Genomic DNA, 20,545 nt, shown 5'->3' on the forward strand with positions numbered 1-20,545 from the left:
TTAGCCATACGGATAAAGGCCGTCTGAAACTTGGTTTTCAGACGGCCTTTTTATCTACCCGATTTTATTCGCCGTAATAAGCTTTGGTCAGGATTTCTTCCATATCGGCCACCATGGCGAGGCGTGGGTTGGCCGGGGTGCATTGGTCTTCAAAAGACATCATGGCTAACTCTTTTCTGCCGTCGAGGAAGGTTTTTTCATCGATTCCCTGCTCTTTCAACGACATTTTGATGCCGACATTGACTGCCAGTTCATGGCAGGCGCGGGCGAAGGATTCGACACCTTCTGCCGGTGTACTGCATGGCAGGCCTAAAGTACGGGCGATTTCCTGATATTTCAGGTCGGCTTTGTAGTAGTTGTACTTCGGCCAAGTGGCGGTTTTCTGCGGACGCGTACCGTTGTAGCGGATGACGTGCGGCAGCAGGATGGCGTTGGCACGGCCGTGCGGAACGTGATATTTGCCGCCGATTTTGTGTGCCATCGAGTGGTTGATGCCCAAGAACGCATTGGCAAACGCCATGCCTGCAATGGTGGAGGCATTGTGCATATGTTCGCGCGCTTCAGGATCGGCCGCACCGTGTTTGTAGGAGCGTTCGAGGTATTGGAACACGAGCTTGATGGCTTGCAGGGCGAGGCCGTCTGTAAAGTCGTTCGCCAGTACGGAAACGTAGGCTTCTACGGCGTGGGTCAGTACGTCCAAACCGGTATCGGCGGTTACGCCTGCCGGTACGGTCATGGTAAACGCAGGATCGACAATCGAAATGGTCGGTGTCAGCGAATAGTCGGCAATCGGATATTTTTTGTCGCCGTCGCTGATGACGGTAAACGGCGTCACTTCCGAGCCTGTGCCCGATGTGGTAGGAATGCCGATAAATTTGGCTTTGCGGCCCAATTCAGGGAAGCGGAACGCGCGTTTGCGGATGTCCATGAATTTTTGTACCAAGTCTTCAAAATCGACTTGCGGCTGCTCGTAGAAGAGCCACATGGCTTTGGCCGCATCCATCGGCGAGCCACCGCCCAGCGCGATAATGGTGTCCGGCTGGAAGCTGCGCATCAAATCCGTGCCTTTATAGACGGTTTGGACGCTCGGATCGGCTTCGACATCGGTAAACAGCTGGATGGTCACTTTGTTTTTGCGTTGATGCAGTTGGTGGGTGATTTTATCGACAAAGCCCAGGTCAACCATCGAACGGTCGGTCACAATCATGACTTTTTCGCAGTCTTTCATGTCTTGCAGATATTGGATGGAATCGCGTTCAAAATAGATTTTGGCGGGCACTTTGAACCATTGCATGTTGTTTCTCCGACGGCCTACTTTTTTGATGTTTAACAGATTGACTGCGCTGACGTTACCGCCGACGGCGTTTTTACCGTAAGAGCCGCAACCGAGGGTCAGAGAAGGCAGGAAGGCGTTGTACACGTCTCCGATGCCGCCGAAGGTGGAAGGCGAATTCCAAATCACGCGTAGGGCTTTGACGCGGGAGCCGAACGTTTTGACCAATTCTTCGTCGGCGGTATGGATGGCGGCAGAGTGTCCCAAACCGTCGAAGGCAACCATTTCTTCGGCGAACTTCAAACCTTGTTCGGTCGAATCCGCCTTAATCATGGCCAAAACAGGCGAAAGTTTTTCGCGGGTTAGCGGCTCGTTCGGGCCGACTTCGCGGCATTCGGCGATGATGATGTTGGTTTTTTCAGGGACTTTAAACCCGGCCTGCTCGGCAATCCATGCCGCCGGTTTGCCCACTACCGCAGAATTGAGTTTCGCCCCGCCGCAGCTGGCGCAATTCGCCGTTACGCCGAAGATAAATTCTTCGAGCATGGCTTTTTCTTTTTTGTTGGCAAAGTACACGCCGTAAGATTTGAACTCTTCGGCCAACTCTTTGTAAATCTCTTTATCGGCAATCACCGCTTGCTCGCTGGCGCACACCATGCCGTTGTCGAAAGATTTCGACATCACAATATCGTGCGCCACCTGTTTGATGTCCGCCGTTTTTTCAACATAAGCAGGTACGTTGCCCGCCCCTACGCCGAGCGCAGGTTTGCCGCAAGAATACGCGGCTTCCACCATCGCATTGCCGCCGGTCGCCAAAATCGTTGCCACGCCCGGATGCTTCATCAGCGCGGAAGTGCCTTCCATAGACGGCTTTTCAATCCACTGGATACAGTTTTCCGGCGCACCGGCCGCAATCGCCGCATCGCGCACAATACGCGCGGCATGGGCGGAACATTGCTGGGCGGACGGGTGGAACGAGAAAATAATCGGATTGCGGGTTTTCAGCGCAATCAAGGATTTGAAAATAGTGGTGGAAGTCGGATTGGTTGTCGGCACAATACCGCAAACCACGCCGACCGGATCGGCAATTTCAGTAATACCGGTTACATCGTTTTCACTGATGACGCCTACGGTTTTCAAATCACGCAGGCGGCGCACGACGTTTTCGCAGGCAAACAGGTTTTTCGTCGCCTTATCCTCAAACACGCCGCGTCCCGTTTCTTCCACCGCGTGCATGGCGAGTACACCATGTTTGTCCAGCGCGGCGATAGAGGCTTTGGCAACAATAAAATCAATCTGCTCCTGATCCAACTTAAGAAACTCATCCAACGCCCGTAAACCCTTTTCAACCAGGCTGTTTACCTCGGCTACGGCTGGGCTGACGACGTTGTCGGCTGATGCGTTCATGGTGTATCTCCTTAATAAAAGGTGGCAATAAGGTCAATAAATTTTCACTACGATAACTATAGGTAATTTAGTTACATTTTGCTTTGACCTAAATCACAAACCATGATTGAACTTTTCAGACGGCCATTTTATCGTTTATTCATTTTAATTCTTTGAAGTATAATATTTTTATCTATACGAAAACAAAGACGGTTATTCTTCGTCGCTTTCCTCAGTAATTAAGATAAAAACAGAAAATTGATGTATTAAAATTACAGACGCAAATAAAAAGGCCGTCTGAAAATATTTTTTCAGACGGCCTTTTTTGCTTTGCCTTTTATTGGCTGATGTCTTCCAGCGTACGGCCTTTGGTTTCTTCACCCAATACCAAGATTACCGCCACAATCAGCAGCATAACCAGGGCAAACATCATAAAGATATTGCCGAAGCCGCCGCTATTGCCTACCATCGCCGCTACTACCATGGGGGCGAGTATGCCGCCGATACGGCCGATGGCGCCTGCCCAGCCGGATGCGAAGGCACGGAAGCGCAAGGGGTAGAGTTCGGGGGTGTAGGTGTACAAAACGCCCCATGCGCCCAAGTTGAAGAAGGACATCAGGCTACCCCAAACCATGACTTCGGCCGCAGTGGTGCTTTGCCCGAAAAACCATGCGCACACGGCGCAAGCGGCCAGGAAGCCTGCCAGCGTTGCTTTGCGGCCGATTCTCTCCACCAAAGCCGCGGCAGCTATATAGCCGGGCAGTTGCGCAACAATCATCACCAACACATATTCAAAGGTTTTGACCACGGTATTGCCCTGCTCGACCAGCAGTTTGGGCAACCAAGTAAAAATGCCGTAATACGAAAACACGATGCCGAACCAAACCAGCCACAGCATCAGCGTGCGCCGTGCAAACGGATGTTGCCAAAGTTGGAAGAAGCGGATGCGTTCACGCGGGGCGGCCGGTGCGGCAACGGCTTCTATCGGAGGCGTTATGCCCGATTGAATTTCCAGCGCGGATACTAAATGGTGCGCTTCGTTGGTTTTGCCGCGGGAAAGCAGGTAAGGCACGGATTCGGGAACGAATTTCAACACCAACGGCACATAAAACAGGGGCAAGGCGCCAAATAAAAACGCGCTGTGCCAGCCGGTCTGCGGAATAAAGAAATAAGACACCAGCGCGGCTGAGAGCCAGCCCAAGCCCCAAAAGCTTTCCAGCAAAACAATAAAACGGCCGCGTACTTTCGGCGGCGCATATTCGCTGACCAGCGACACGGCGACGGGCAGTTGACCTCCCAAGCCGACGCCGACAAAAAAGCGGCACACCAGCAAAACCGTCAAATCAGGCGCAAGCGCGCACAAACCTGTGGCAATGCTGTACACCACCATCGTGCCGGCAAAAACGGTTTTCCGTCCGAACCTGTCCGCCAGCCAGCCGCTAAATACCGCGCCCAAAGCCATGCCGACAAAGGCAATGCTGACAATCCAGCCTAACTGCGCCGGAGCCAACGCCCAATCTTTGCCCAAAGCAGGCAATACAAACGACACCAAGCCTGTATCCATGGCATCAAACAGCCAACCTATGCCGACCAAGACCAGAAGTTTGTAATGAAATCGGGAAGGCGGCAGATTGTGCAGCCGTGTCAGAATATCCATAGTTTCTTTCCTTTGTTTGCGTATTATTGAATTGGGTTTTATCAATAAATGCTTTAATTTCAGTAACAAACCTAAAACCAAGACATTGTATCGATTTTAACATTGGTACCATATGCAAAGAATAGGAAGCGCGTGTTTTTTAGATATTTTTATCGCCAGAACCGCACGCCCTATTAAAACTCTGAATAAGGGTTAACGGCAGGCCGTCTGAAACCGATGCTCCGGGTTTCAGACGGCCTGCCGTTTTTTGCAAAGGCTTCATGCTTGGGTTATGATGTTTATTTGTAATATGTAAACAGATGATTGCCTGTTTTTACATAACAGGCCGTCTGAAACAACGGAGAACGATATGAATGCGGTTGTAATTGCGGTCATCATCATGCTTGTGCTGTCTTTATCGCGCGTGCATGTGGTGCTCAGCTTGGCTGTCGGCGCGTTTGTCGGCGGCTTGGTGGCCGGTATGCCTTTGGAAAATGTAACCAACGCGGCCGGCGATGTGGTGCAGCAAGGGATTATTCCTGTTTTTAACGAAGGCCTGAAAGGCGGGGCGCAAATCGCGCTGTCTTATGCCATGCTCGGCGCGTTTGCCATGGCCATCACGCATTCCGGCCTGCCGCAACAGCTCGCCGGCGTGATTATCCGCAAACTCAACGGCGGTGAAGGCAATGCGAAAGGCGAAGGCGCGGTCAAATGGCTGCTGCTGGCGATTATTTTGTGCATGGGCGTGATGAGCCAAAACGTTGTGCCGATTCATATCGCGTTTATCCCGATGATTATTCCGCCGCTGCTGTTGGTATTCAACCGTTTGAAACTCGACCGCCGCTTGGTGGCCTGCGTGATTACGTTTGGTTTGGTAACGACTTATATGTTTCTGCCTTACGGTTTTGGCGCCATCTTCTTGAACGACATCATGTTGGGCAATATCCGCTCGGCAGGCATGGACACCAGCGGCATCAATGTGATGCATGCAATGGCGATTCCGGCTTTGGGCATGGTGTCCGGCTTGCTGCTGGCCTTTTTGCACTACCGCAAGCCGCGCATTTATCAAAACAATACCACTGACACGGAAGACAACCGCGCAGCAGTGCAACAACAAGAGCCTTCAACCTATCGCAGCTTGGTGGCGGCCGTGGCGATTGCCGTGTGTTTTGCCATTCAGCTTTCGTACGATGGTTCGCTGGTATTGGGCGCGATGTTGGGCTTTGCCGTGTTTATGATGTTGGGCGTGATGAACCGCTCCGCCGCCAGCGATGTGTTCGGCGAAGGCATCAAAATGATGGCGATGGTCGGCTTTATTATGATTGCGGCGCAAGGTTTTGCCGCCGTCATGAACGCGACCGGCGAGATTCAGCCTTTGGTCGAACACAGCATGGCTTTGTTCGGAAGCAATAAAGGCATGGCCGCCTTTACCATGCTGTTTGTCGGCCTGCTGGTAACCATGGGCATCGGCTCGTCTTTCTCCACCTTGCCGATTATTACCGCGATTTATGTGCCTTTGTGCATCAGCTTGGGCTTCTCCCCAATGGCTACCGTGGCCATCGTCGGCACGGCAGGCGCGCTGGGCGATGCGGGTTCCCCCGCTTCCGACTCGACACTCGGTCCGACCATGGGTTTGAATGCCGACGGTCAGCACGACCACATCCGCGATTCGGTTATCCCGACCTTTATCCACTACAATATCCCGCTGATGGTTGCAGGCTGGATTGCCGCGATGGTGCTGTAATATGAGCGATATTCAGGAATTGGAACACCGCGTCACCGAGCTGGAAATTCAGACGGCCTTGCAGGAAGATTTAATCGGCAGCCTGAACGACACCATCGCCAAGATGCAACAGGCTTTGGATTTGCAACAAGGTCAGTTGCGGCTTCTGTATCAACGGATGCAGGACAAAGGCGCAAACGGCGAACGCGAACCGTACAGCCTGCGCGACGAGATTCCGCCGCATTATTGATAAACTAAAAAAGGGCATGTTTGATACATGCCCTTTTCTTTCATAGCAAAGGCCGTCTGAAAGTCAATCAAGCTTTCAGACGGCCTTTTAAACAATCAAACCTTACAAACAAGCCAATTCGTTGGCCATTTGCTGCTCGACGGTTTCACGTTGGCGGATAAGTTTGTATCCGCTGCCGTCAACCAATACTTCCGCCGCACGGTTGCGCGTGTTGTAGTTGCTCGCCATGCTTGAGCCATACGCACCGGCGCTGCGGATAAGCAGCAAATCCCCTTCTTCGCAGGCGATGGTGCGGTCTTTGCCGAGGAAGTCGCCGGTTTCGCAAATCGGGCCGACGATATTGGCCGTCAGAGGCTCAATGTCTTTGGTTTCGACCGCTTCAATGTGATGATAGGCATCATAAAGCGCCGGACGCATCAAATCGTTCATCGCCGCATCGACCATCACAAAGTTTTTCTCTTCGCCATGTTTGACGAACTCGACGCGAGTCAACAACGCACCTGCATTGCCGACCAAACTGCGGCCTGGCTCGAGAACCAGTTTCAGACGGCGTGTACCCATCAGTTTTTGAACGGCTTGGGCATACGCGCCCAAATCAGGCACATTTTCATCTTGGTAAACAATGCCGACACCGCCGCCCAAGTCCAAGTGTTCCAACACAATGCCTTCGTCTGCCAGTTGGTCAACCAAGGCCAAGATACGTTCGCAGGCTTCGACAAGCGGGCTGAGATCGGTCAGTTGCGAGCCGATATGGCAGTCGATACCGACAATTTTCAAATGGCTTTGTCGGGAAGCATGACGATAAGCCTCAAGCGCATCGGCATAGGCAATACCGAATTTGTTGGCCTTCAGGCCGGTGGAGATATAAGGGTGGGTTTTGGCGTCGACATCGGGGTTGATGCGCAGGGAAACCGGAGCGACTTTACCCAAGCGCGCGGCAACTTTCTGAATGCGGTCGATTTCAGGAATGCTTTCCATATTGAAGCATTTCACGCCTGCATTCAGCGCAAATTCAATTTCTGCCTCACTCTTGCCCACACCGGAAAAAATCGTTTTCGCCGCATCGCCGCCTGCCGCCAAAACACGCGCCAACTCGCCGCCGGACACAATGTCAAACCCGCTCCCCAAAGAAGCAAAGTGTTTGATGATGCTCAGGTTGCCATTCGCTTTAACCGCGTAGCAGACAAGCGGATTCAAAGCAGCAAACGCGGTTTGGTAGTTTTCAAACGCCTCGGTCAGCGCAGATTTGCTGTACACATAAAGCGGCGTACCAAACTCTTCGGCAAGGTGTGTATAAGGGAGTTGTTCGCAGAATAAGGTCATGTTTCTGAAATATTTTTTAATCGTTGGTTTGAGTGGTCGGTTCTTTGGCCGTATCGAATTTCAAGCCGGTTTGAATCACGCCGAAGCGCGCCTTGTCGCCTTCTTTGGGCAGGTAGAGATCGCCTTTGTAGCCGCAGGCAGAGAGCAGCAGAACCGTTGCCGCTGCAAAAAATACGCCGTATTTCATCAGTAAAACTTTCTTCATCATTACGAATGTGGCAAGATTCGGTATCTTAAACAAAAACCACATAAAAAGCCATGATGACCGAAAGCGAATTCATCCGCATGAGCGAAGAATTGTTCGAACACATCGAAGACCAAATCGACGAAAACGGCTGGGATTTCGACTGCCAGTTTGCCGGAAACGTGCTGACCATCGAAGCCGAAGACGGCACGCAAATCATCGTTAACCGCCACACGCCCAACCAAGAATTGTGGATTGCCACCAAAAGCGGCGGCTACCATTTCGCCGAGCAAAACGGCAAATGGCTGGCAACACGCGACAGTCGCGATTTCTACGACGTTTTAAACGAAGCACTGAGCGCAGCTTCGGGCGAAGCAGTTGAGATTGCAGAATTGTGATTCAGTGTTCAAATATCCCTAGCTAAAAATCTATTTACCTCAAAGGACACCCAAATGCCCCTACTAGACAGTTTCAAAGTCGACCACACCCGTATGCACGCCCCTGCCGTACGCGTGGCAAAAACCATGACCACACCCAAAGGCGACACTATTACCGTGTTTGACCTGCGTTTCTGCATTCCTAACAAAGAAATCCTGCCTGAAAAAGGCATTCATACGCTGGAACACCTGTTCGCAGGCTTTATGCGCGACCACTTAAACGGCGACGGCATTGAAATCATCGACATTTCCCCGATGGGTTGCCGCACCGGTTTCTACATGAGCCTCATCGGTACGCCCGACGAGCAAAAAGTGGCCGACGCATGGCTCGCTTCAATGCAGGATGTTTTGACCGTTCAAGACCAAAGCAAAATCCCCGAGCTGAACGAATATCAATGCGGTACTTATCTGATGCACTCGCTTGCCGAAGCGCACGAAATCGCCCAAAACGTTTTGGCACGCAAAGTCGCCGTCAATAAAAACGAAGAGCTGACATTGGACGAAAGCCTGTTGAACGCTTAATCCGCCATGACAGCAAAGGCCGTCTGAAACTTTATATGACAAGTTTCAGACGGCCTAAGACCTTTTATTCCAATTTTCAACCTTTCAGCCACAGTTTTACACTGCCTAAAAATAAGTTGGCGGATGCTGACAGTGTACATAGTATAATTACACTTTAAACAAACAACCTGATTCTATTGCCTTTATGAAACCGTTTTTCTGCAAAACCGCCATTGCCCTCAGCCTGACCCTCCCCGCCGCCGCTAATGCTGCCGAGTATGTCTGCAATGTTGAAGGCATCACCGTTTATACCTCACACCAGATCAACAATACCTGCCGCGTTACCGATTCGTACAGTCCAGTAGAAACAAATGTATTTCAAACAAACGCTGAGCAGCTAAATTTGAATTCGACTCTTACAGAGCAACAAACAGATCCGAAATTGGTTGGAACACAGAACATTTTCGATAAAACAGGAGTAACAAACCAAAAAACTACTAGATCAACAGCTGATCACTATGTTCCTGTTATAGAAACACAAACGGCAATAGCTCCTGTTGAAACCAAGCAATATCCCGTTAATACTTTCGCCATATTCAATACCACACCTGTTGTTCAAATATACCCCTCTGCACCTATCGCTCAGACACAAACTACCCCTCAGGAAAGTCATAGATCGGATAGCTTTTTCTCTCCTCATACTGAGCAGACATCTACCCAAACTCTCGCCGCCCCGAACGTGCACACTGACCAAGCTACCACCACCCAATTCCTGAATCATTCTCTAGATTTGGAGCCATTGGACAACAAGACAGCAAAAAGTACAACGGCCGAAGAACCGGCCAAAACTGAAGTTACACACACAGAACAAACTGTTTCCAAAACATCGATAAACCGCACAACCAATATTAAAAAAACAGTAACCAAACCACTTAACGCTGAAAACTCTTCTGCATCGTCCGACAAAACCAATATATTAACAGGATCTACAACCGAGATTTTCGCACTGACAGACTCGGTCAAGCCGACCGAACCCATACCAGCGGCAGCAACTCCAACGAAGCCTACCAAAACCCCATTGCCCAAAGCATATGGACCAACCACTGATGCACTCTTCAGCGATAAAGATGTCGATAACGACATCAAAATTCTGCTAAATGGTCCGATCGGTGGCGTTACCAATACTGCCGCAGCTGCTAATCCGCGTCTGAATATCCTCCTACGCAACAGCATACAGAAACGCCAGGCCAAGCAAAATAGCCAGCAAGACATCCGCCGCAAAGCACCGATTCGTACCATTCCTGCAACCATTGCTGCACCACAACCCAAACCTAAAGAAACACGTAAACAGGTATTACAAGGGGAAATTCGCAACGAACAGACCGCTATCATCCGCCTTCAAACACAGCTGAATGCGGCCAAACAAAAAGGCGATCAAATTAAAATCCAACAACTGACCCGTACCATCAACGCCCGTCAAGCGAATATCCGCGCTATTCAAGGTGAGATGTCTCGTTGATTGGTTTTTATACAAAAGGCCGTCTGAAAATATTTTCAGACGGCCTTTTTAATGGCTTATAACCTATTTACTTCAACAAACAAACTCATTCTCTAAAATCATTTTCCCCATCACGCCAAAGTATATTTCTTCACATCCCTACCCTCGTGCGCCATTACTGCTTCTAGCCAATCGGCGATATTTTGCCAATAATATTGCGGCTTTTCAGACGGCCTATCAGTCTGAGTACCTTCATCATTCAACACAACGGGAACACCCTGCTCTGCACCGTTTTCAAGCAAAATCCAAATACTGCCTTCATGGGTATCGGCACGGACTGCTTGATGTTCATATGCCCAACCAACCGCAGCTTGTCCGCCATTTTGCACAGATTGCATCGCCAGTAATAATGGATGAAAGCAAGTATCCATATTATTGTCGGCAACAACGACCAAAGTTGCACCATGCGTGCCTAAAGCTTGCGCGGCATGAAAAACGGGGGAGTTGTGCAGGTTGGCAATAAAGTCAAACGGCATCGCGGCGTGATGGTTCAGCACATTGTCTGCCATTTTTTCAAACACGGATGGCGAAGAAAACGGCGTACCGAGAAAAACAGCGCAATCAGAGCAGATTTCGCTTTGTTCCTTCAGTTGCCCTGCACCAAGCGCGGCAATCAAACTCAAACGGCTGAGGCGGCGGGTATCTATACCGCTTTGCTGCTTTAAGGTTTGTTTGAGGATTTTGCCGCTGGTGCCGGCGTCAGTATCAAAACGCACAGCGGCAGTAATACGGATATTAGAATTTACGGTTGCCATTGCCATACCAAAGATGTGTTGCTGCCGCCAAAACCAAATTGATTGGCCAAACAAAAAAAACCGCCTTTTTGTGAAGCCGCGCATTCGGAAAAACGAATTTTCCACCCCTGATAATCGCTGCTTCCACCTTGTTTTAAAGCGGATAAAAGCAGGGCTGTTTCAAGGGCTGCCGTTGCGCCAAGCGTGTGTCCGATTTGCGGCTTGAATGCCATCAAAGGGGGCAGTGTACCGAATATATTTTCCAGTGCGGCCAATTCGGCGGCATCGCTGTCAGCCGTGCCGATGCCGTGTGTTTTAACGACCGCAATGCTTTCAGGAGCGATGCCTGCAACACCCAAAGCGCGTCGCATCACCTGCTCTTGTGCTTGGCCATCGCTTTGAATCAGGTCATTGCCTGTATTGGCGGCGTGTCCGATAAGTTTCAGACGGCCTGAAGAAGATTCGGGAGCAGCGGAAGATAAAGCAAGCGCGGCAACACCTTCGCCTAAAATCAAACCATTTCCGCCAAAAGGCCGATACTGCTCGGCCAGCAAACCCAAGCTGTGAAAATGCAGCAAAGTCAGCCGGTTGAGGTTTTCAATACCAAGCACAAAGGCGCGCTCCGCCCCGCCGCGCAAACAATTATCCGCCTGAATCAGCGCATGGGCAGATGAAGTGCAGGCAGTAGCGAAACTGAAAATCTGCCGATTACCGCTACGCCGGCGCAAATCTTCGGCAAGATAAAGCAGATTGTGTTCCTCTACCGCCCTATTACCCGCAAAATGGCGGTTTTCATATTCGGAGATGGAATAGGAACTGGAACCGATAAACACCGGCGTATCGTGCCAGCTTTCAGACGGCCAGCCTGCATTTTCGGCGGCTCGGCGCAAATGTTGTTCGGCGATATCCGCAAATTCCTTCCGCCCCAAACTGTCGCCGGCGAATGCACGAAAATAAGCAGCCTGCTGCGGTTGGTTTAAAAACGTATAAGACACCGCATCAGGTCGTCTGAAATCCGTTTGCGGATTCAAGGCAGAAGTGGCCGCCGTACCGCAAACCCAACTCACGCGCCATGCTCCGCACGGATAAACGCCGCCAAATCGCGTACGCACATCATATGTTTGCGCACCATCCGGTCGCCCTGCAGACGCACTTGGAAATACTGTTGCAAGGCAACGCTGATTTGCAGCGCATCAAGCGAATCCAAACCGACCGGACTGCCATCGCCAAACAAAAGTGCATCGTCGGTGAAATCATCCATATCCACATCGTCGGCCTTATCGGCCTCTTGCACGATTAGCTTTTTCAATTCCGCTTCCAGCTCGTGCTCGGCCAGTGTAAAGGTGTAAGACATTTTTTAAACTCCCATTTTGATCTCATGAAGCAACAGCTTGTTTTAGATAAACCTGCTACGCTCGTTTTAGCGAAACTCGCTACGCTCGCTTTCAGACGGCCTGAACTTTATGCAAAATCGCCCCAAAGTGTCTGCATGGCGGCAATGGCCGCAAGTGAGGCGGTTTCGGTACGCAACACCCGTTTGCCAAGCGTAACGGATTGAAAACCGGCATCAAATGCCTGCTGCTCTTCCTTCTCCGTCCAGCCGCCTTCCGGGCCGACCATAAACACGACCTTGCCGGATTGCGGCTGAACATCGCCCAGTTTTTGTGCGCGATTCAAGCTCATTAACAGTTTGGTCGTTTCCTGCGGCAACTGCTGCAATGACTGTGCATAAGTCGTCAGCGGCAAAACCTTCGGCACAATATTGCGGCCGCTTTGTTCACACGCCGAAACGACGATTTCCTGCCAACGCGCCACCCGCTTTTCAGCGCGTTCGCCGCTCAAGCGGACGACACAGCGTTCGCTGATGACCGGACGAATTTCTGCCACGCCCAATTCCACGCTTTTCTGCAAAGTGAAATCCATGCGCTCGGCGGCGGATACCGCCTGTACCAACGTAATGTTCAGCGGCGATTCGTTGTCCGTTGCCTCTTCACGCAAAATCCGCACGCTGGCGCGGCGTTTTTCCAAAACTTCGGGCAAAGCCGGATATGACTTGCCATTGCCGTTAAACAACACGATTTCTTCCGTGTTTTTCACGCGCAATACATTCAGATGGCGCACCACATTATCGGGTAATTCGACCACGCTGTCGGGGCTTAAGGCAAAATCAACATAAAATCGGGGCATGGTTTCCTGCTTTATTCATGTATATAATTTAATGTATATAATTTAAATTTAAAATTTCATGAATGAAGTTGAAACACGGCGACATACTCCTGCCTGATTTCGATTTCATCCACTATAATTTAAGACTTCCCGAATTTTAATCCACTGTCACGCAAAACTGCAAAAAACAAGGATACGCCGTGCTATACCGTTTACAGAAAGTCGTCCGCCACATCGCCCAAACCGAAGTCATGCCGCGTTTTCTGAACACGCCGTCACGACGCAAGGAAGACGGCTCGGTTTTGAGTGAAGCAGATTTAGCCGCACAAACCGCTTTTGCCGCCGCCCTGCCCTTATTGGAGGATTGTCCGATGTTGGGCGAGGAAATGAGCGTTCAGGAGCAAACCCGTTTGTGGAACGAACATTCAGACGGCCTGTGGATTGTCGACCCTATAGACGGCACAAACAACTTCGTCAACGGTTTGCCGCATTTTGCCGTATCCGTCGCGCTGGTTAAAAACGGCCGCGCCGAATTGGGCGTGATTTACAATCCGGTCAGCGGCGAATGTTTCTATGCCGAACGCGGCAAAGGCGCATTTCTCAACGGCACGCCGCTGCCGCTGCGTTCGGAAAACAAAAAACTCAACGAATCCATTGCCGGCGTGGAAATCAAATACCTGCGTTCGGGCAAACTCGCCAGCCGCATGAATACCCTTGCTCCATTCGGCACAATCCGCAGCATGGGCAGCAGCACGCTCGATTGGTGCTACCTTGCCAGCGGCCGCTACGATATTTACATCCACGGCGGACAAAAGCTGTGGGACTACGCCGCCGGCGCATTGATTTTTGAAGAAGCCGGCGGCTGCCTGACCACTTTGGAAGGCGACGATTTTTGGAGCGGCGAACATGTATTTAAGCGTTCCGTCATCGCCGCATTGCAACCCGAGCTGTTTCAGCAATGGGTGAAATGGATTCGAGAAAATCAGTAAAAATACCGTTTATCTTCAAAAAATCACGATTATCTTGCAACTTATTGAAATTATTTCACTTCTTAACAGCATTTAATACTAAAAACGGTAGAATATTAATCGCTGACACAACACCGCTCTTTCATCCCTTTTGGGCGGTGCAGCAAGTAAGACGTTTTCCCGCAATGTATTGGCCATTCATACTTCTCCCTTAGTATGAATGGTTTTTTTTATCTGCAAAAACAGCTCAGGCCGTCTGAACATTCAGACGGCCTGTTTACATGACTATTTGAAAAACTGTCCGCAACATGCCTTAAACTTTTTGCCCGAACCGCACAAACAAGGCTGTTTCATCATCGGCAAAGCAACGGTCGGATCAATAAAGTACCAACGCCCGTCTATTTTCACAAACGCCGACAATTCATGATGGCACTCAGTTTGCCCGTTCTCTTCAAAATACGCCTCAAACTCGACCAATGCATGCAGCTTGCCAAACGGCACATGCCGGATAACCTTCAATCCCGACCACTGCGTCTGCCTACTCCATGCCGCCAAATCCTGCTTGTCCAACAAATTCTGCTGCACAGGGACAGTCGTGTCCACGATATAGTCGATTTCCTGCAAAACATATGCGCTGTAACGCGAACGCATCAACTCTTCCGCCGTCGAGGCCGCCGCCTCACGCGCATGAAACGGTGCGCAACATTCCGTATAAACGCGCCCTGACTGACAGGGGCAAAGTGTAGCCGTCATTCCTAATTATCCGAATAAATCCATTTCAAAATTATAACGCAAACCTGACTCAGGCCGTCTGAAAACGAGCGTAGCGAGTTTCGCTAAAATAAGCAAAGCGGGTTTCGCCAAAATAAACGCAACAATCTGATATAATGCGCCTTTTCGATTTTGACTATCCATGATGAACATTCCCATCCAAAGCATCAGCCGCCTGTTGCCGCAAACCCAATGCCGTGAGTGCGGCTATGAAGGCTGCTTACCCTATGCGCACGCCCTGTCGGCAGGAGAAGCGCCGGTAAACCTGTGCGCGCCGGGTGGAGAAACCGTCATGAAAGACCTGTCCGACCTGTTGGGCAAACCCTACCTCGCTCCGGCAAAAACACAAATCAAAGCCGTAGCCCTGATTGACGAAGCCGTCTGCATCGGCTGTACCGCCTGCATCCGCGCCTGCCCTGTCGATGCCATTATGGGCGCGTCCAAACTGATGCACACCGTCATCAGCGACGAATGCACCGGCTGCGGCTTGTGCGTTACCCCATGTCCCGTCGACTGCATCGACATGGTTCCCGTATCGCAGCCCTTCCTGCCGTCCGCACGCCGTTTCAGCACCTCTGCCGAACCACGCTTTGCCGCCGCCGAACACGCACAAAGCCGTTTTGAACGCCATACCGCGCGCAAACAGCGCGATGATGCCGAACGCAAAGCCCTGCTGGCGCAACGCGAAGCCGCCGTCAAAGCCAAACAGGCCGCACAGGCACAAGCCCAAATAGCCGCACCAAGCGCCGCATTCAACCCCATGGATTTGATTGCCAAAGCCATGGCCAAAGCGCAATTGCAACAGGACAAACTCGTCTCCTCCGACAATCGCGAAGACTTCAAAGCGCGCCAAATCGAAGAAGCCAAAGAACGCGCCGAACTGCGCCGCGCCCAACGTGATGCCAAATACGGCAACGAAGCCGAAAAAGCCGCCGCCATCGAATTTCTGCGCCGCTATAAAGCCGAGCAAGAAGCGGCCAAAGAAGCACGCTGATTTCCAAAACAACAAACCATTCCGACCGCCTCAGGCCGTCTGAAAACATTGCACGAAAACCAATAACTTTATGAACGCACAAGAATTTCCACACCAACATACCGCCCATTGCGAAAGCGGTGTGATGTCCACCCTGCTCAAATACCATGGCCACAATTTAGACGAAGCCATGATTTTCGGCATTGCCCACGCGCTGACATTTGTCTGGATGCCGCTGATCAAATTAAACGGCATGCCGCTGGTTTCCTACCGTACCGCGCCGCGCAGCATCATCAAAAACACCTGCAAAGCATTGGGGCTGAAATTATCCGTCCGCAAATTTTCCGACGCACAAAGCGGACAAGCCGCATTGGATGCGGCGCTATCCTCAGGCAAATTGGCCGGTTTGCAAACCTCCGTCTTTTGGCTGCCCTACTTCCCGCCACAAATGCGTTTCCATTTCAACGCACACAATCTCTTGGTATACGGCAAAGACGGCAATGACTACCTCATCAGCGACCCCGTATTTGAAACCGTACAACGCTGCGCCGCCGAAGATTTGCAACGGGCGCGCTTTGCCAAAGGCGTATTGGCGGCAAAAGGCATGATGTACACCTTGGAAGACAACAGGCCGTCTGAACAAATCATGGCAGACTTACCCACCATTATCCGCAAGGCCATACGCAAAAACGCCAAACATATGCTCGCGCCGGTCTTTTTCATCGGCGTCAAAGGCATCCGCACGCTGGCCAAAAAAATCGAATCCCTGCCTGCCAAACAAAACGACAAATACCAAAAACTGTTTCTCGGCCATTTGGTGCGGATGCAAGAAGAAATCGGCACCGGCGGCGCAGGTTTCCGCTATATCTACGCCTACTTCCTCGAACAGGCCGCCCATATCTGCAACGAATCTGCGTTTCAGACGGCCTCAGAACAAATGACCGCCATCGGCGACCAATGGCGTCAATTCGCAGCCATGTGCGTGAAGCAGTGCAAAAAGCCGTCTGAAAACGGCTGCCGCAACATCGCTGAATTTCTGCGCAAAATTGCGGATGATGAAGAAGCGTTATGGCGGGGATTATTGAAATAATGGGGTTATGCGGTAGCGAGAAATTTTCTGTGCCCGTTTGTACACAGATGACCTAATGCCGCCTTTGTCAATGATTTCACTATGCTCCATCCATACTAAGGCCGTCTGAAACCATGATTCACATCCAATCCCTCTCCCACCGTTATCCCAAAGCCGAAATTACCGCGCTGGACAATGTGTCGTTCGATATTGCCGACGGCGAATGTTTGGGGCTGCTCGGTCACAACGGTGCGGGGAAAACGACGCTGATGTCGCTTTTGGCAGGCTTGCAGGAAGTACGGCAGGGCGAAATTTTGTTTGACGGCAAGCCGTTGCGCCTATTAAGCCGCAGCGAGCGGCAGAAAATCGGTTTGGTGCCGCAGGATTTCGCGTTTTATCCGCAGCTTTCGGTGTGGGACAACCTGCTGTTTTTCGCCTCGCTTTACAAAGTACGCGACAAGGGTCGTCTGAACGCGCTGTTGGAACAGACCGACCTGACCGCCCACAAAAACAAAGCAGCAAAGCATCTTTCGGGCGGGCTTAAACGTCGTCTGAATTTTGCCATCGGTCTGATTAACACGCCGCAACTTGTGTTCCTCGACGAAATCACGGTCGGCATCGACCCGCAGTCGCGCCGCTTTATCCTCGACAGCGTGGCGGATTTGACACGGCAGGGAGTAACGGTGGTCTACACCTCGCACTATCTGTCGGAAATCGAGCAGCTTTGCGGCAAAATCGCGCTGCTGCAACACGGCAAACTGGTGTACCACGGCGGTTTGGACGAGCTTCTAAGCACGCAAACCGGTGTCGTGCGTTTTACCGTCGAACCGCCGCTGCCGCCTCAGACGCTGACCGCTTTGGGTGCAAAGCAAGTGGACAGCCGCGGCATGATGGAAACGACACACGATGCCGCCGCCGTTTACGCCGCCCTGCAACAAAGTGGCGCGCAAATCCGCTACTTCCAGCAGGGACACGGTTCGCTGGAAACGTTTTACCTTGATTTCCTGCGCAAAGACGAACCGGCAACAGATAAGCAAAATCCACAATGACGACTTCCTCCCTCCTCAAAGAACTCAAACTGCTCTGCCGCGACCTGCACGGTTTGGCAGTGTTGTTTGTGATGCCCATCGCCTTCATGCTGATTATGTCGTTGGCGCTAAGCCGCGACCAAGATCCGCACACCGACAGCCGCATCGCGCTGGTCGGCGCGGCAAACGACAGCGTCAATACCGCGCTGGCCGCCGCGCTGGAAAAAGAGCAGATTCATGTCACGCTGATGTCGTCTGAAAAACTGACCGACGCGCAAAACGGCCTGCACGACAAGCGTTTCCAACTGGTGCTGTACAACCCGAACGCCGCTTCCGACAAAATCGCCGACAACAAAGCCTTGCAAATCTATGTACCACCCGATACCGAGCCTTCGTGGCTGGCGGCGGTTAAAGGCGTTTTGCAGCAGCACTACACCCAAACGCGGCTGGACGCCTATTTCGACAACAACGACGGCATCAAAATCAACAATAAAAAACTGCCCCGCGCCATCCGAAAAGACATCCAGAAAAAAGTCGATGAAAAAAACGACGAACAATTCGCCGCCGTGCAAACCTTTTTAGATAAAAAAATGTTGGAAGAACACTATTTGAGCGCAGGCAGCGGCACAGTGGAAAAACCCAACGCCGTACAGCACAGCGTTCCCGCATGGCTGATTTTCGGTATGTTTTTCATCATGATACCGCTGTCGAATGTTATGGCACTGGAACGCCAGACCAACACTATCACCCGCCTGCGCCTCGCCCGAGCTTCCGCATCCGGCCTGATTGTGGCGAAACTTATCCCCTATTTCCTGATTAACCAACTTCAGTTTGTCGGAATGTTGCTGCTCGGCCGCTACCTGCTACCCGAAATCGGCGTGCCCGCCCTCATACTCAACGGCAGCCTTGTTCCCTACGCACTGCTGTCCGCCGCCGTCAGTGCTGCCGCACTTGGCTACGCGCTGTTAATCAGCGTCTGCGCCAAATCTACCGAACACGCCGTCGTCCTCGGAGGCGGCGGCATTATCCTGATGGCGGCAATCGGCGGCATTATGGTGCCCGCACACGTCATGCCCGAAACCATGCAGCAACTCACTTGGATTTCCCCAATGGCTTGGGGCTTGAAGGCTTTTCAAGAATTGCTGCTCAACCGCAGCGGCTTGGATGGAATCGGCCGTTATCTGCTCTTATTGTCTGCATTCTCTTTTACCACGCTGACTGCTGCCGTATTGGTTTATCGTATGCAGTTACAGACGCAGGTAAGGTTTTAAACCTATTAATATCCTTTTACCCAATAAAAAAGCAGTATGCATAGCATACTGCTTTTTCTTCTAGCGTTCTCGCAATGCCTGCTTCATTCTAGTAATCGGTTTGATCAAGTATTGGAACACAGTTTTCTCACCAGTTTTCACGTCAACTGTTGCCACCATACCTGGAATAATTGGCATTTCTTTTCCATCCTTATCCAATAGTTTGCTGCCAGAAGTTTGAACCAAAATGCGGTAATATACATTATTCATATTCAATTTCAAATCACCGGTATTGCGTTTCTCATCACTCAATGTATCCGGACTAATCAAAATAACTTTACCCTCCAGACCGCCATAAATAGCATAATCATAAGCCGTTAATTTCACTACAGCAGGTAACCCTGGTCGAATGAAGGCCACGTCATTCGGGCGGATATAGGCTTCAACCAAAAGGTTATCCTCAATTGGTACAATTTCTAAAATATCCTGTCCAGCATTGACCACACCACCAATAGTATTGATACGGATATTTTTCACAATACCTTTCATCGGTGCACGAATTTGTGAACGATCAACCGGGTCAGCACGCATGGCCATGTTTTCCTTAGCTTGTGCAAGCTCAGCTTCGGTTTTAACCAATTCGTTACTTGCATCTGTCGTATAACGGTTTTGGCGCTCAGTGATTTGTACAGCCAAATCCTGTGAATCACGTTGCATACGCAATAGCTCAACCTGAGACATAACACCTCTTTGAACCATAGGACTGACAATTGAAATCTGTTTGTCCAAAGCCGCCTTACTTTGCCGCAAACCGGAAACTTGCTCTTCCATTGCCTTACGTCGAGAAATATAGGCAGCTTCTTCACGTTTTTTCAACTCAGAAGAAATGCCTTCAGGAAAAGTCAATTTACTATTGTAGGCTTCAGCTTTCAGACGGGCAGCCATTGCTTCCAAATTTTCTACTTTTGCCTGACTTTCGCGCAAAATGGCCGAACTTCTAGTATCGTCCAGCTTCAAGAGGACTTGCCCTTTTTCAACAGTATCACCTTCTTTAACCAACATTTCTTGAACAGTTCCTGGGTCTAAGCTCTGCACAATCTGTTCACGACTACTCGGAATAATCCTTCCCTGTCCTTGTGCCACTTCTTCAAGCGGACTGAAATAAGCCCATACAATAAAAACAATGACAAAAGACAGAAACAAACTGATAACTGCAAAATAACCTGTATGTTTTTCAGACTGTAAAGCTGCACTCAAATCGTTAATCAACTTTAAATCTTCTTGATCGATATGTTCCGGTTGCTGATTTGACATA

At 50.7% G+C, this 20,545-nt stretch carries 20 protein-coding genes; 10 read left to right on the forward strand and 10 right to left on the reverse strand.

The window, feature by feature from the left end:
- Positions 1 to 64: 64 nt before the first annotated feature.
- Together adhE and HMPREF2865_RS03395 are read right to left on the reverse strand one after the other, a co-directional pair.
- Positions 65 to 2,680, reverse strand: a complete 2,616-nt coding sequence (gene adhE, locus HMPREF2865_RS03390; protein WP_070587983.1) for a bifunctional acetaldehyde-CoA/alcohol dehydrogenase — start codon at positions 2,678 to 2,680, stop codon at positions 65 to 67.
- A gap of 316 nt (positions 2,681 to 2,996) precedes the next feature.
- Positions 2,997 to 4,316: an MFS transporter gene (locus HMPREF2865_RS03395; protein WP_070645613.1), complete on the reverse strand. Its 1,320-nt coding sequence runs from the start codon at positions 4,314 to 4,316 to the stop codon at positions 2,997 to 2,999.
- A 349-nt stretch (positions 4,317 to 4,665) separates the two neighbouring features.
- On the opposite strand from HMPREF2865_RS03395, the gene HMPREF2865_RS03400 reads away from it, so the two are divergent.
- Positions 4,666 to 6,039 (forward strand): Na+/H+ antiporter family protein, encoded by a 1,374-nt coding sequence (locus tag HMPREF2865_RS03400; protein ID WP_049335972.1) that lies wholly within the window; start codon positions 4,666 to 4,668, stop codon positions 6,037 to 6,039.
- Between the two features lies 1 nt (position 6,040).
- Positions 6,041 to 6,268 (forward strand): SlyX family protein, encoded by a 228-nt coding sequence (locus tag HMPREF2865_RS03405; RefSeq protein WP_004518924.1) that lies wholly within the window; start codon positions 6,041 to 6,043, stop codon positions 6,266 to 6,268.
- Positions 6,269 to 6,370: 102 nt separating this feature from the next.
- Here the strand turns inward: HMPREF2865_RS03405 and lysA are convergent, their stop codons facing one another.
- Positions 6,371 to 7,591 carry a diaminopimelate decarboxylase gene (gene lysA, locus HMPREF2865_RS03410; protein ID WP_070645615.1) on the reverse strand — a complete coding sequence of 407 codons (1,221 nt, stop codon included), beginning with the start codon at positions 7,589 to 7,591 and terminating at the stop codon, positions 6,371 to 6,373.
- Between the two features lie 16 nt (positions 7,592 to 7,607).
- Positions 7,608 to 7,778: an LPS translocon maturation chaperone LptM gene (locus HMPREF2865_RS03415; protein ID WP_070585219.1), complete on the reverse strand. Its 171-nt coding sequence runs from the start codon at positions 7,776 to 7,778 to the stop codon at positions 7,608 to 7,610.
- Between the two features lie 71 nt (positions 7,779 to 7,849).
- Between HMPREF2865_RS03415 and cyaY the strand changes: the two genes are divergently transcribed.
- The 3 genes from cyaY to HMPREF2865_RS03430 all read left to right on the forward strand — a co-directional run bounded on the left by cyaY (position 7,850) and on the right by HMPREF2865_RS03430 (position 10,232).
- The gene (gene cyaY, locus HMPREF2865_RS03420) at positions 7,850 to 8,173 is read left to right on the forward strand and encodes an iron donor protein CyaY (protein ID WP_070645617.1); all 324 of its coding nucleotides are present in this window, start codon (positions 7,850 to 7,852) and stop codon (positions 8,171 to 8,173) included.
- 54 nt (positions 8,174 to 8,227) lie between these two features.
- On the forward strand, positions 8,228 to 8,734 hold the full coding sequence (gene luxS, locus HMPREF2865_RS03425; protein WP_070645619.1) for an S-ribosylhomocysteine lyase: 507 nt from the start codon (positions 8,228 to 8,230) through the stop codon (positions 8,732 to 8,734).
- A gap of 184 nt (positions 8,735 to 8,918) precedes the next feature.
- Positions 8,919 to 10,232 (forward strand): hypothetical protein, encoded by a 1,314-nt coding sequence (locus HMPREF2865_RS03430; RefSeq protein ID WP_070645620.1) that lies wholly within the window; start codon positions 8,919 to 8,921, stop codon positions 10,230 to 10,232.
- A 110-nt stretch (positions 10,233 to 10,342) separates the two neighbouring features.
- On the opposite strand, the gene HMPREF2865_RS03435 is transcribed toward HMPREF2865_RS03430, so the two are convergent.
- The 4 genes from HMPREF2865_RS03435 to HMPREF2865_RS03450 form a co-directional block, all read right to left on the reverse strand.
- Positions 10,343 to 11,032 (reverse strand): hypothetical protein, encoded by a 690-nt coding sequence (locus tag HMPREF2865_RS03435; RefSeq protein WP_070459619.1) that lies wholly within the window; start codon positions 11,030 to 11,032, stop codon positions 10,343 to 10,345.
- Complete coding sequence (locus tag HMPREF2865_RS03440; RefSeq protein WP_070645622.1) at positions 11,014 to 12,072, reverse strand: beta-ketoacyl synthase N-terminal-like domain-containing protein; 1,059 nt, start codon at positions 12,070 to 12,072, stop codon at positions 11,014 to 11,016. The genes HMPREF2865_RS03435 and HMPREF2865_RS03440 overlap by 19 nt, the downstream gene beginning before the upstream one ends.
- A complete protein-coding gene (locus HMPREF2865_RS03445; protein WP_063068421.1) occupies positions 12,069 to 12,359 on the reverse strand; it encodes an acyl carrier protein in 291 nt (96 codons plus the stop codon). Before HMPREF2865_RS03445 ends, HMPREF2865_RS03440 begins: the two co-directional genes overlap by 4 nt.
- Positions 12,360 to 12,466: 107 nt before the next feature.
- The gene (locus HMPREF2865_RS03450) at positions 12,467 to 13,192 is read right to left on the reverse strand and encodes a 16S rRNA (uracil(1498)-N(3))-methyltransferase (protein WP_070645624.1); all 726 of its coding nucleotides are present in this window, start codon (positions 13,190 to 13,192) and stop codon (positions 12,467 to 12,469) included.
- Positions 13,193 to 13,371: 179 nt separating this feature from the next.
- Between HMPREF2865_RS03450 and HMPREF2865_RS03455 the strand changes: the two genes are divergently transcribed.
- Positions 13,372 to 14,160: an inositol monophosphatase family protein gene (locus HMPREF2865_RS03455; protein WP_070645626.1), complete on the forward strand. Its 789-nt coding sequence runs from the start codon at positions 13,372 to 13,374 to the stop codon at positions 14,158 to 14,160.
- Positions 14,161 to 14,424: 264 nt separating this feature from the next.
- Here the strand turns inward: HMPREF2865_RS03455 and HMPREF2865_RS03460 are convergent, their stop codons facing one another.
- Entirely contained in the window at positions 14,425 to 14,892 is a 468-nt protein-coding gene (locus tag HMPREF2865_RS03460; protein WP_070645628.1) for a YchJ family protein, read from the reverse strand.
- A gap of 163 nt (positions 14,893 to 15,055) precedes the next feature.
- Between HMPREF2865_RS03460 and HMPREF2865_RS03465 the strand changes: the two genes are divergently transcribed.
- From HMPREF2865_RS03465 to HMPREF2865_RS03480, 4 genes are all read left to right on the forward strand, one after another.
- A complete protein-coding gene (locus HMPREF2865_RS03465; protein WP_210399347.1) occupies positions 15,056 to 15,904 on the forward strand; it encodes an RnfABCDGE type electron transport complex subunit B in 849 nt (282 codons plus the stop codon).
- A 70-nt stretch (positions 15,905 to 15,974) separates the two neighbouring features.
- Entirely contained in the window at positions 15,975 to 16,973 is a 999-nt protein-coding gene (locus tag HMPREF2865_RS03470; protein ID WP_070645631.1) for a BtrH-related acyltransferase DarH, read from the forward strand.
- 113 nt (positions 16,974 to 17,086) lie between these two features.
- Positions 17,087 to 18,001, forward strand: coding sequence for an ABC transporter ATP-binding protein (locus HMPREF2865_RS03475; RefSeq protein ID WP_070645633.1), 915 nt, complete (start codon positions 17,087 to 17,089; stop codon positions 17,999 to 18,001).
- Positions 17,998 to 19,251, forward strand: coding sequence for an ABC transporter permease (locus tag HMPREF2865_RS03480; protein ID WP_070645635.1), 1,254 nt, complete (start codon positions 17,998 to 18,000; stop codon positions 19,249 to 19,251). The genes HMPREF2865_RS03475 and HMPREF2865_RS03480 overlap by 4 nt, the downstream gene beginning before the upstream one ends.
- A 60-nt stretch (positions 19,252 to 19,311) precedes the next feature.
- Here HMPREF2865_RS03480 and HMPREF2865_RS03485 read toward each other — a convergent pair whose 3' ends face one another.
- On the reverse strand, positions 19,312 to 20,544 hold the full coding sequence (locus HMPREF2865_RS03485; RefSeq protein ID WP_070645637.1) for an HlyD family type I secretion periplasmic adaptor subunit: 1,233 nt from the start codon (positions 20,542 to 20,544) through the stop codon (positions 19,312 to 19,314).
- Position 20,545: the final 1 nt, after the last annotated feature.

The sequence above is a fragment of the Neisseria sp. HMSC073G10 genome, from assembly GCF_001812605.1.
In the GTDB taxonomy this organism is placed as follows: domain Bacteria; phylum Pseudomonadota; class Gammaproteobacteria; order Burkholderiales; family Neisseriaceae; genus Neisseria; species Neisseria subflava_A.

Coding starts and splice junctions, on each gene's coding strand:
- HMPREF2865_RS03485 (WP_070645637.1), bottom strand. CDS start 20,544: ATGTCAAATCAGCAACCGGAACATATCGATCAAGAAGATTTAAAGTTG.
- adhE (WP_070587983.1), bottom strand. CDS start 2,680: ATGAACGCATCAGCCGACAACGTCGTCAGCCCAGCCGTAGCCGAGGTA.
- HMPREF2865_RS03460 (WP_070645628.1), bottom strand. CDS start 14,892: ATGACGGCTACACTTTGCCCCTGTCAGTCAGGGCGCGTTTATACGGAA.
- cyaY (WP_070645617.1), top strand. CDS start 7,850: ATGATGACCGAAAGCGAATTCATCCGCATGAGCGAAGAATTGTTCGAA.
- HMPREF2865_RS03395 (WP_070645613.1), bottom strand. CDS start 4,316: ATGGATATTCTGACACGGCTGCACAATCTGCCGCCTTCCCGATTTCAT.
- HMPREF2865_RS03465 (WP_210399347.1), top strand. CDS start 15,056: ATGAACATTCCCATCCAAAGCATCAGCCGCCTGTTGCCGCAAACCCAA.
- HMPREF2865_RS03475 (WP_070645633.1), top strand. CDS start 17,087: ATGATTCACATCCAATCCCTCTCCCACCGTTATCCCAAAGCCGAAATT.
- HMPREF2865_RS03470 (WP_070645631.1), top strand. CDS start 15,975: ATGAACGCACAAGAATTTCCACACCAACATACCGCCCATTGCGAAAGC.
- HMPREF2865_RS03430 (WP_070645620.1), top strand. CDS start 8,919: ATGAAACCGTTTTTCTGCAAAACCGCCATTGCCCTCAGCCTGACCCTC.
- HMPREF2865_RS03480 (WP_070645635.1), top strand. CDS start 17,998: ATGACGACTTCCTCCCTCCTCAAAGAACTCAAACTGCTCTGCCGCGAC.
- HMPREF2865_RS03415 (WP_070585219.1), bottom strand. CDS start 7,778: ATGAAATACGGCGTATTTTTTGCAGCGGCAACGGTTCTGCTGCTCTCT.
- lysA (WP_070645615.1), bottom strand. CDS start 7,591: ATGACCTTATTCTGCGAACAACTCCCTTATACACACCTTGCCGAAGAG.
- HMPREF2865_RS03450 (WP_070645624.1), bottom strand. CDS start 13,192: ATGCCCCGATTTTATGTTGATTTTGCCTTAAGCCCCGACAGCGTGGTC.
- HMPREF2865_RS03400 (WP_049335972.1), top strand. CDS start 4,666: ATGAATGCGGTTGTAATTGCGGTCATCATCATGCTTGTGCTGTCTTTA.
- luxS (WP_070645619.1), top strand. CDS start 8,228: ATGCCCCTACTAGACAGTTTCAAAGTCGACCACACCCGTATGCACGCC.
- HMPREF2865_RS03405 (WP_004518924.1), top strand. CDS start 6,041: ATGAGCGATATTCAGGAATTGGAACACCGCGTCACCGAGCTGGAAATT.
- HMPREF2865_RS03435 (WP_070459619.1), bottom strand. CDS start 11,032: ATGGCAATGGCAACCGTAAATTCTAATATCCGTATTACTGCCGCTGTG.
- HMPREF2865_RS03445 (WP_063068421.1), bottom strand. CDS start 12,359: ATGTCTTACACCTTTACACTGGCCGAGCACGAGCTGGAAGCGGAATTG.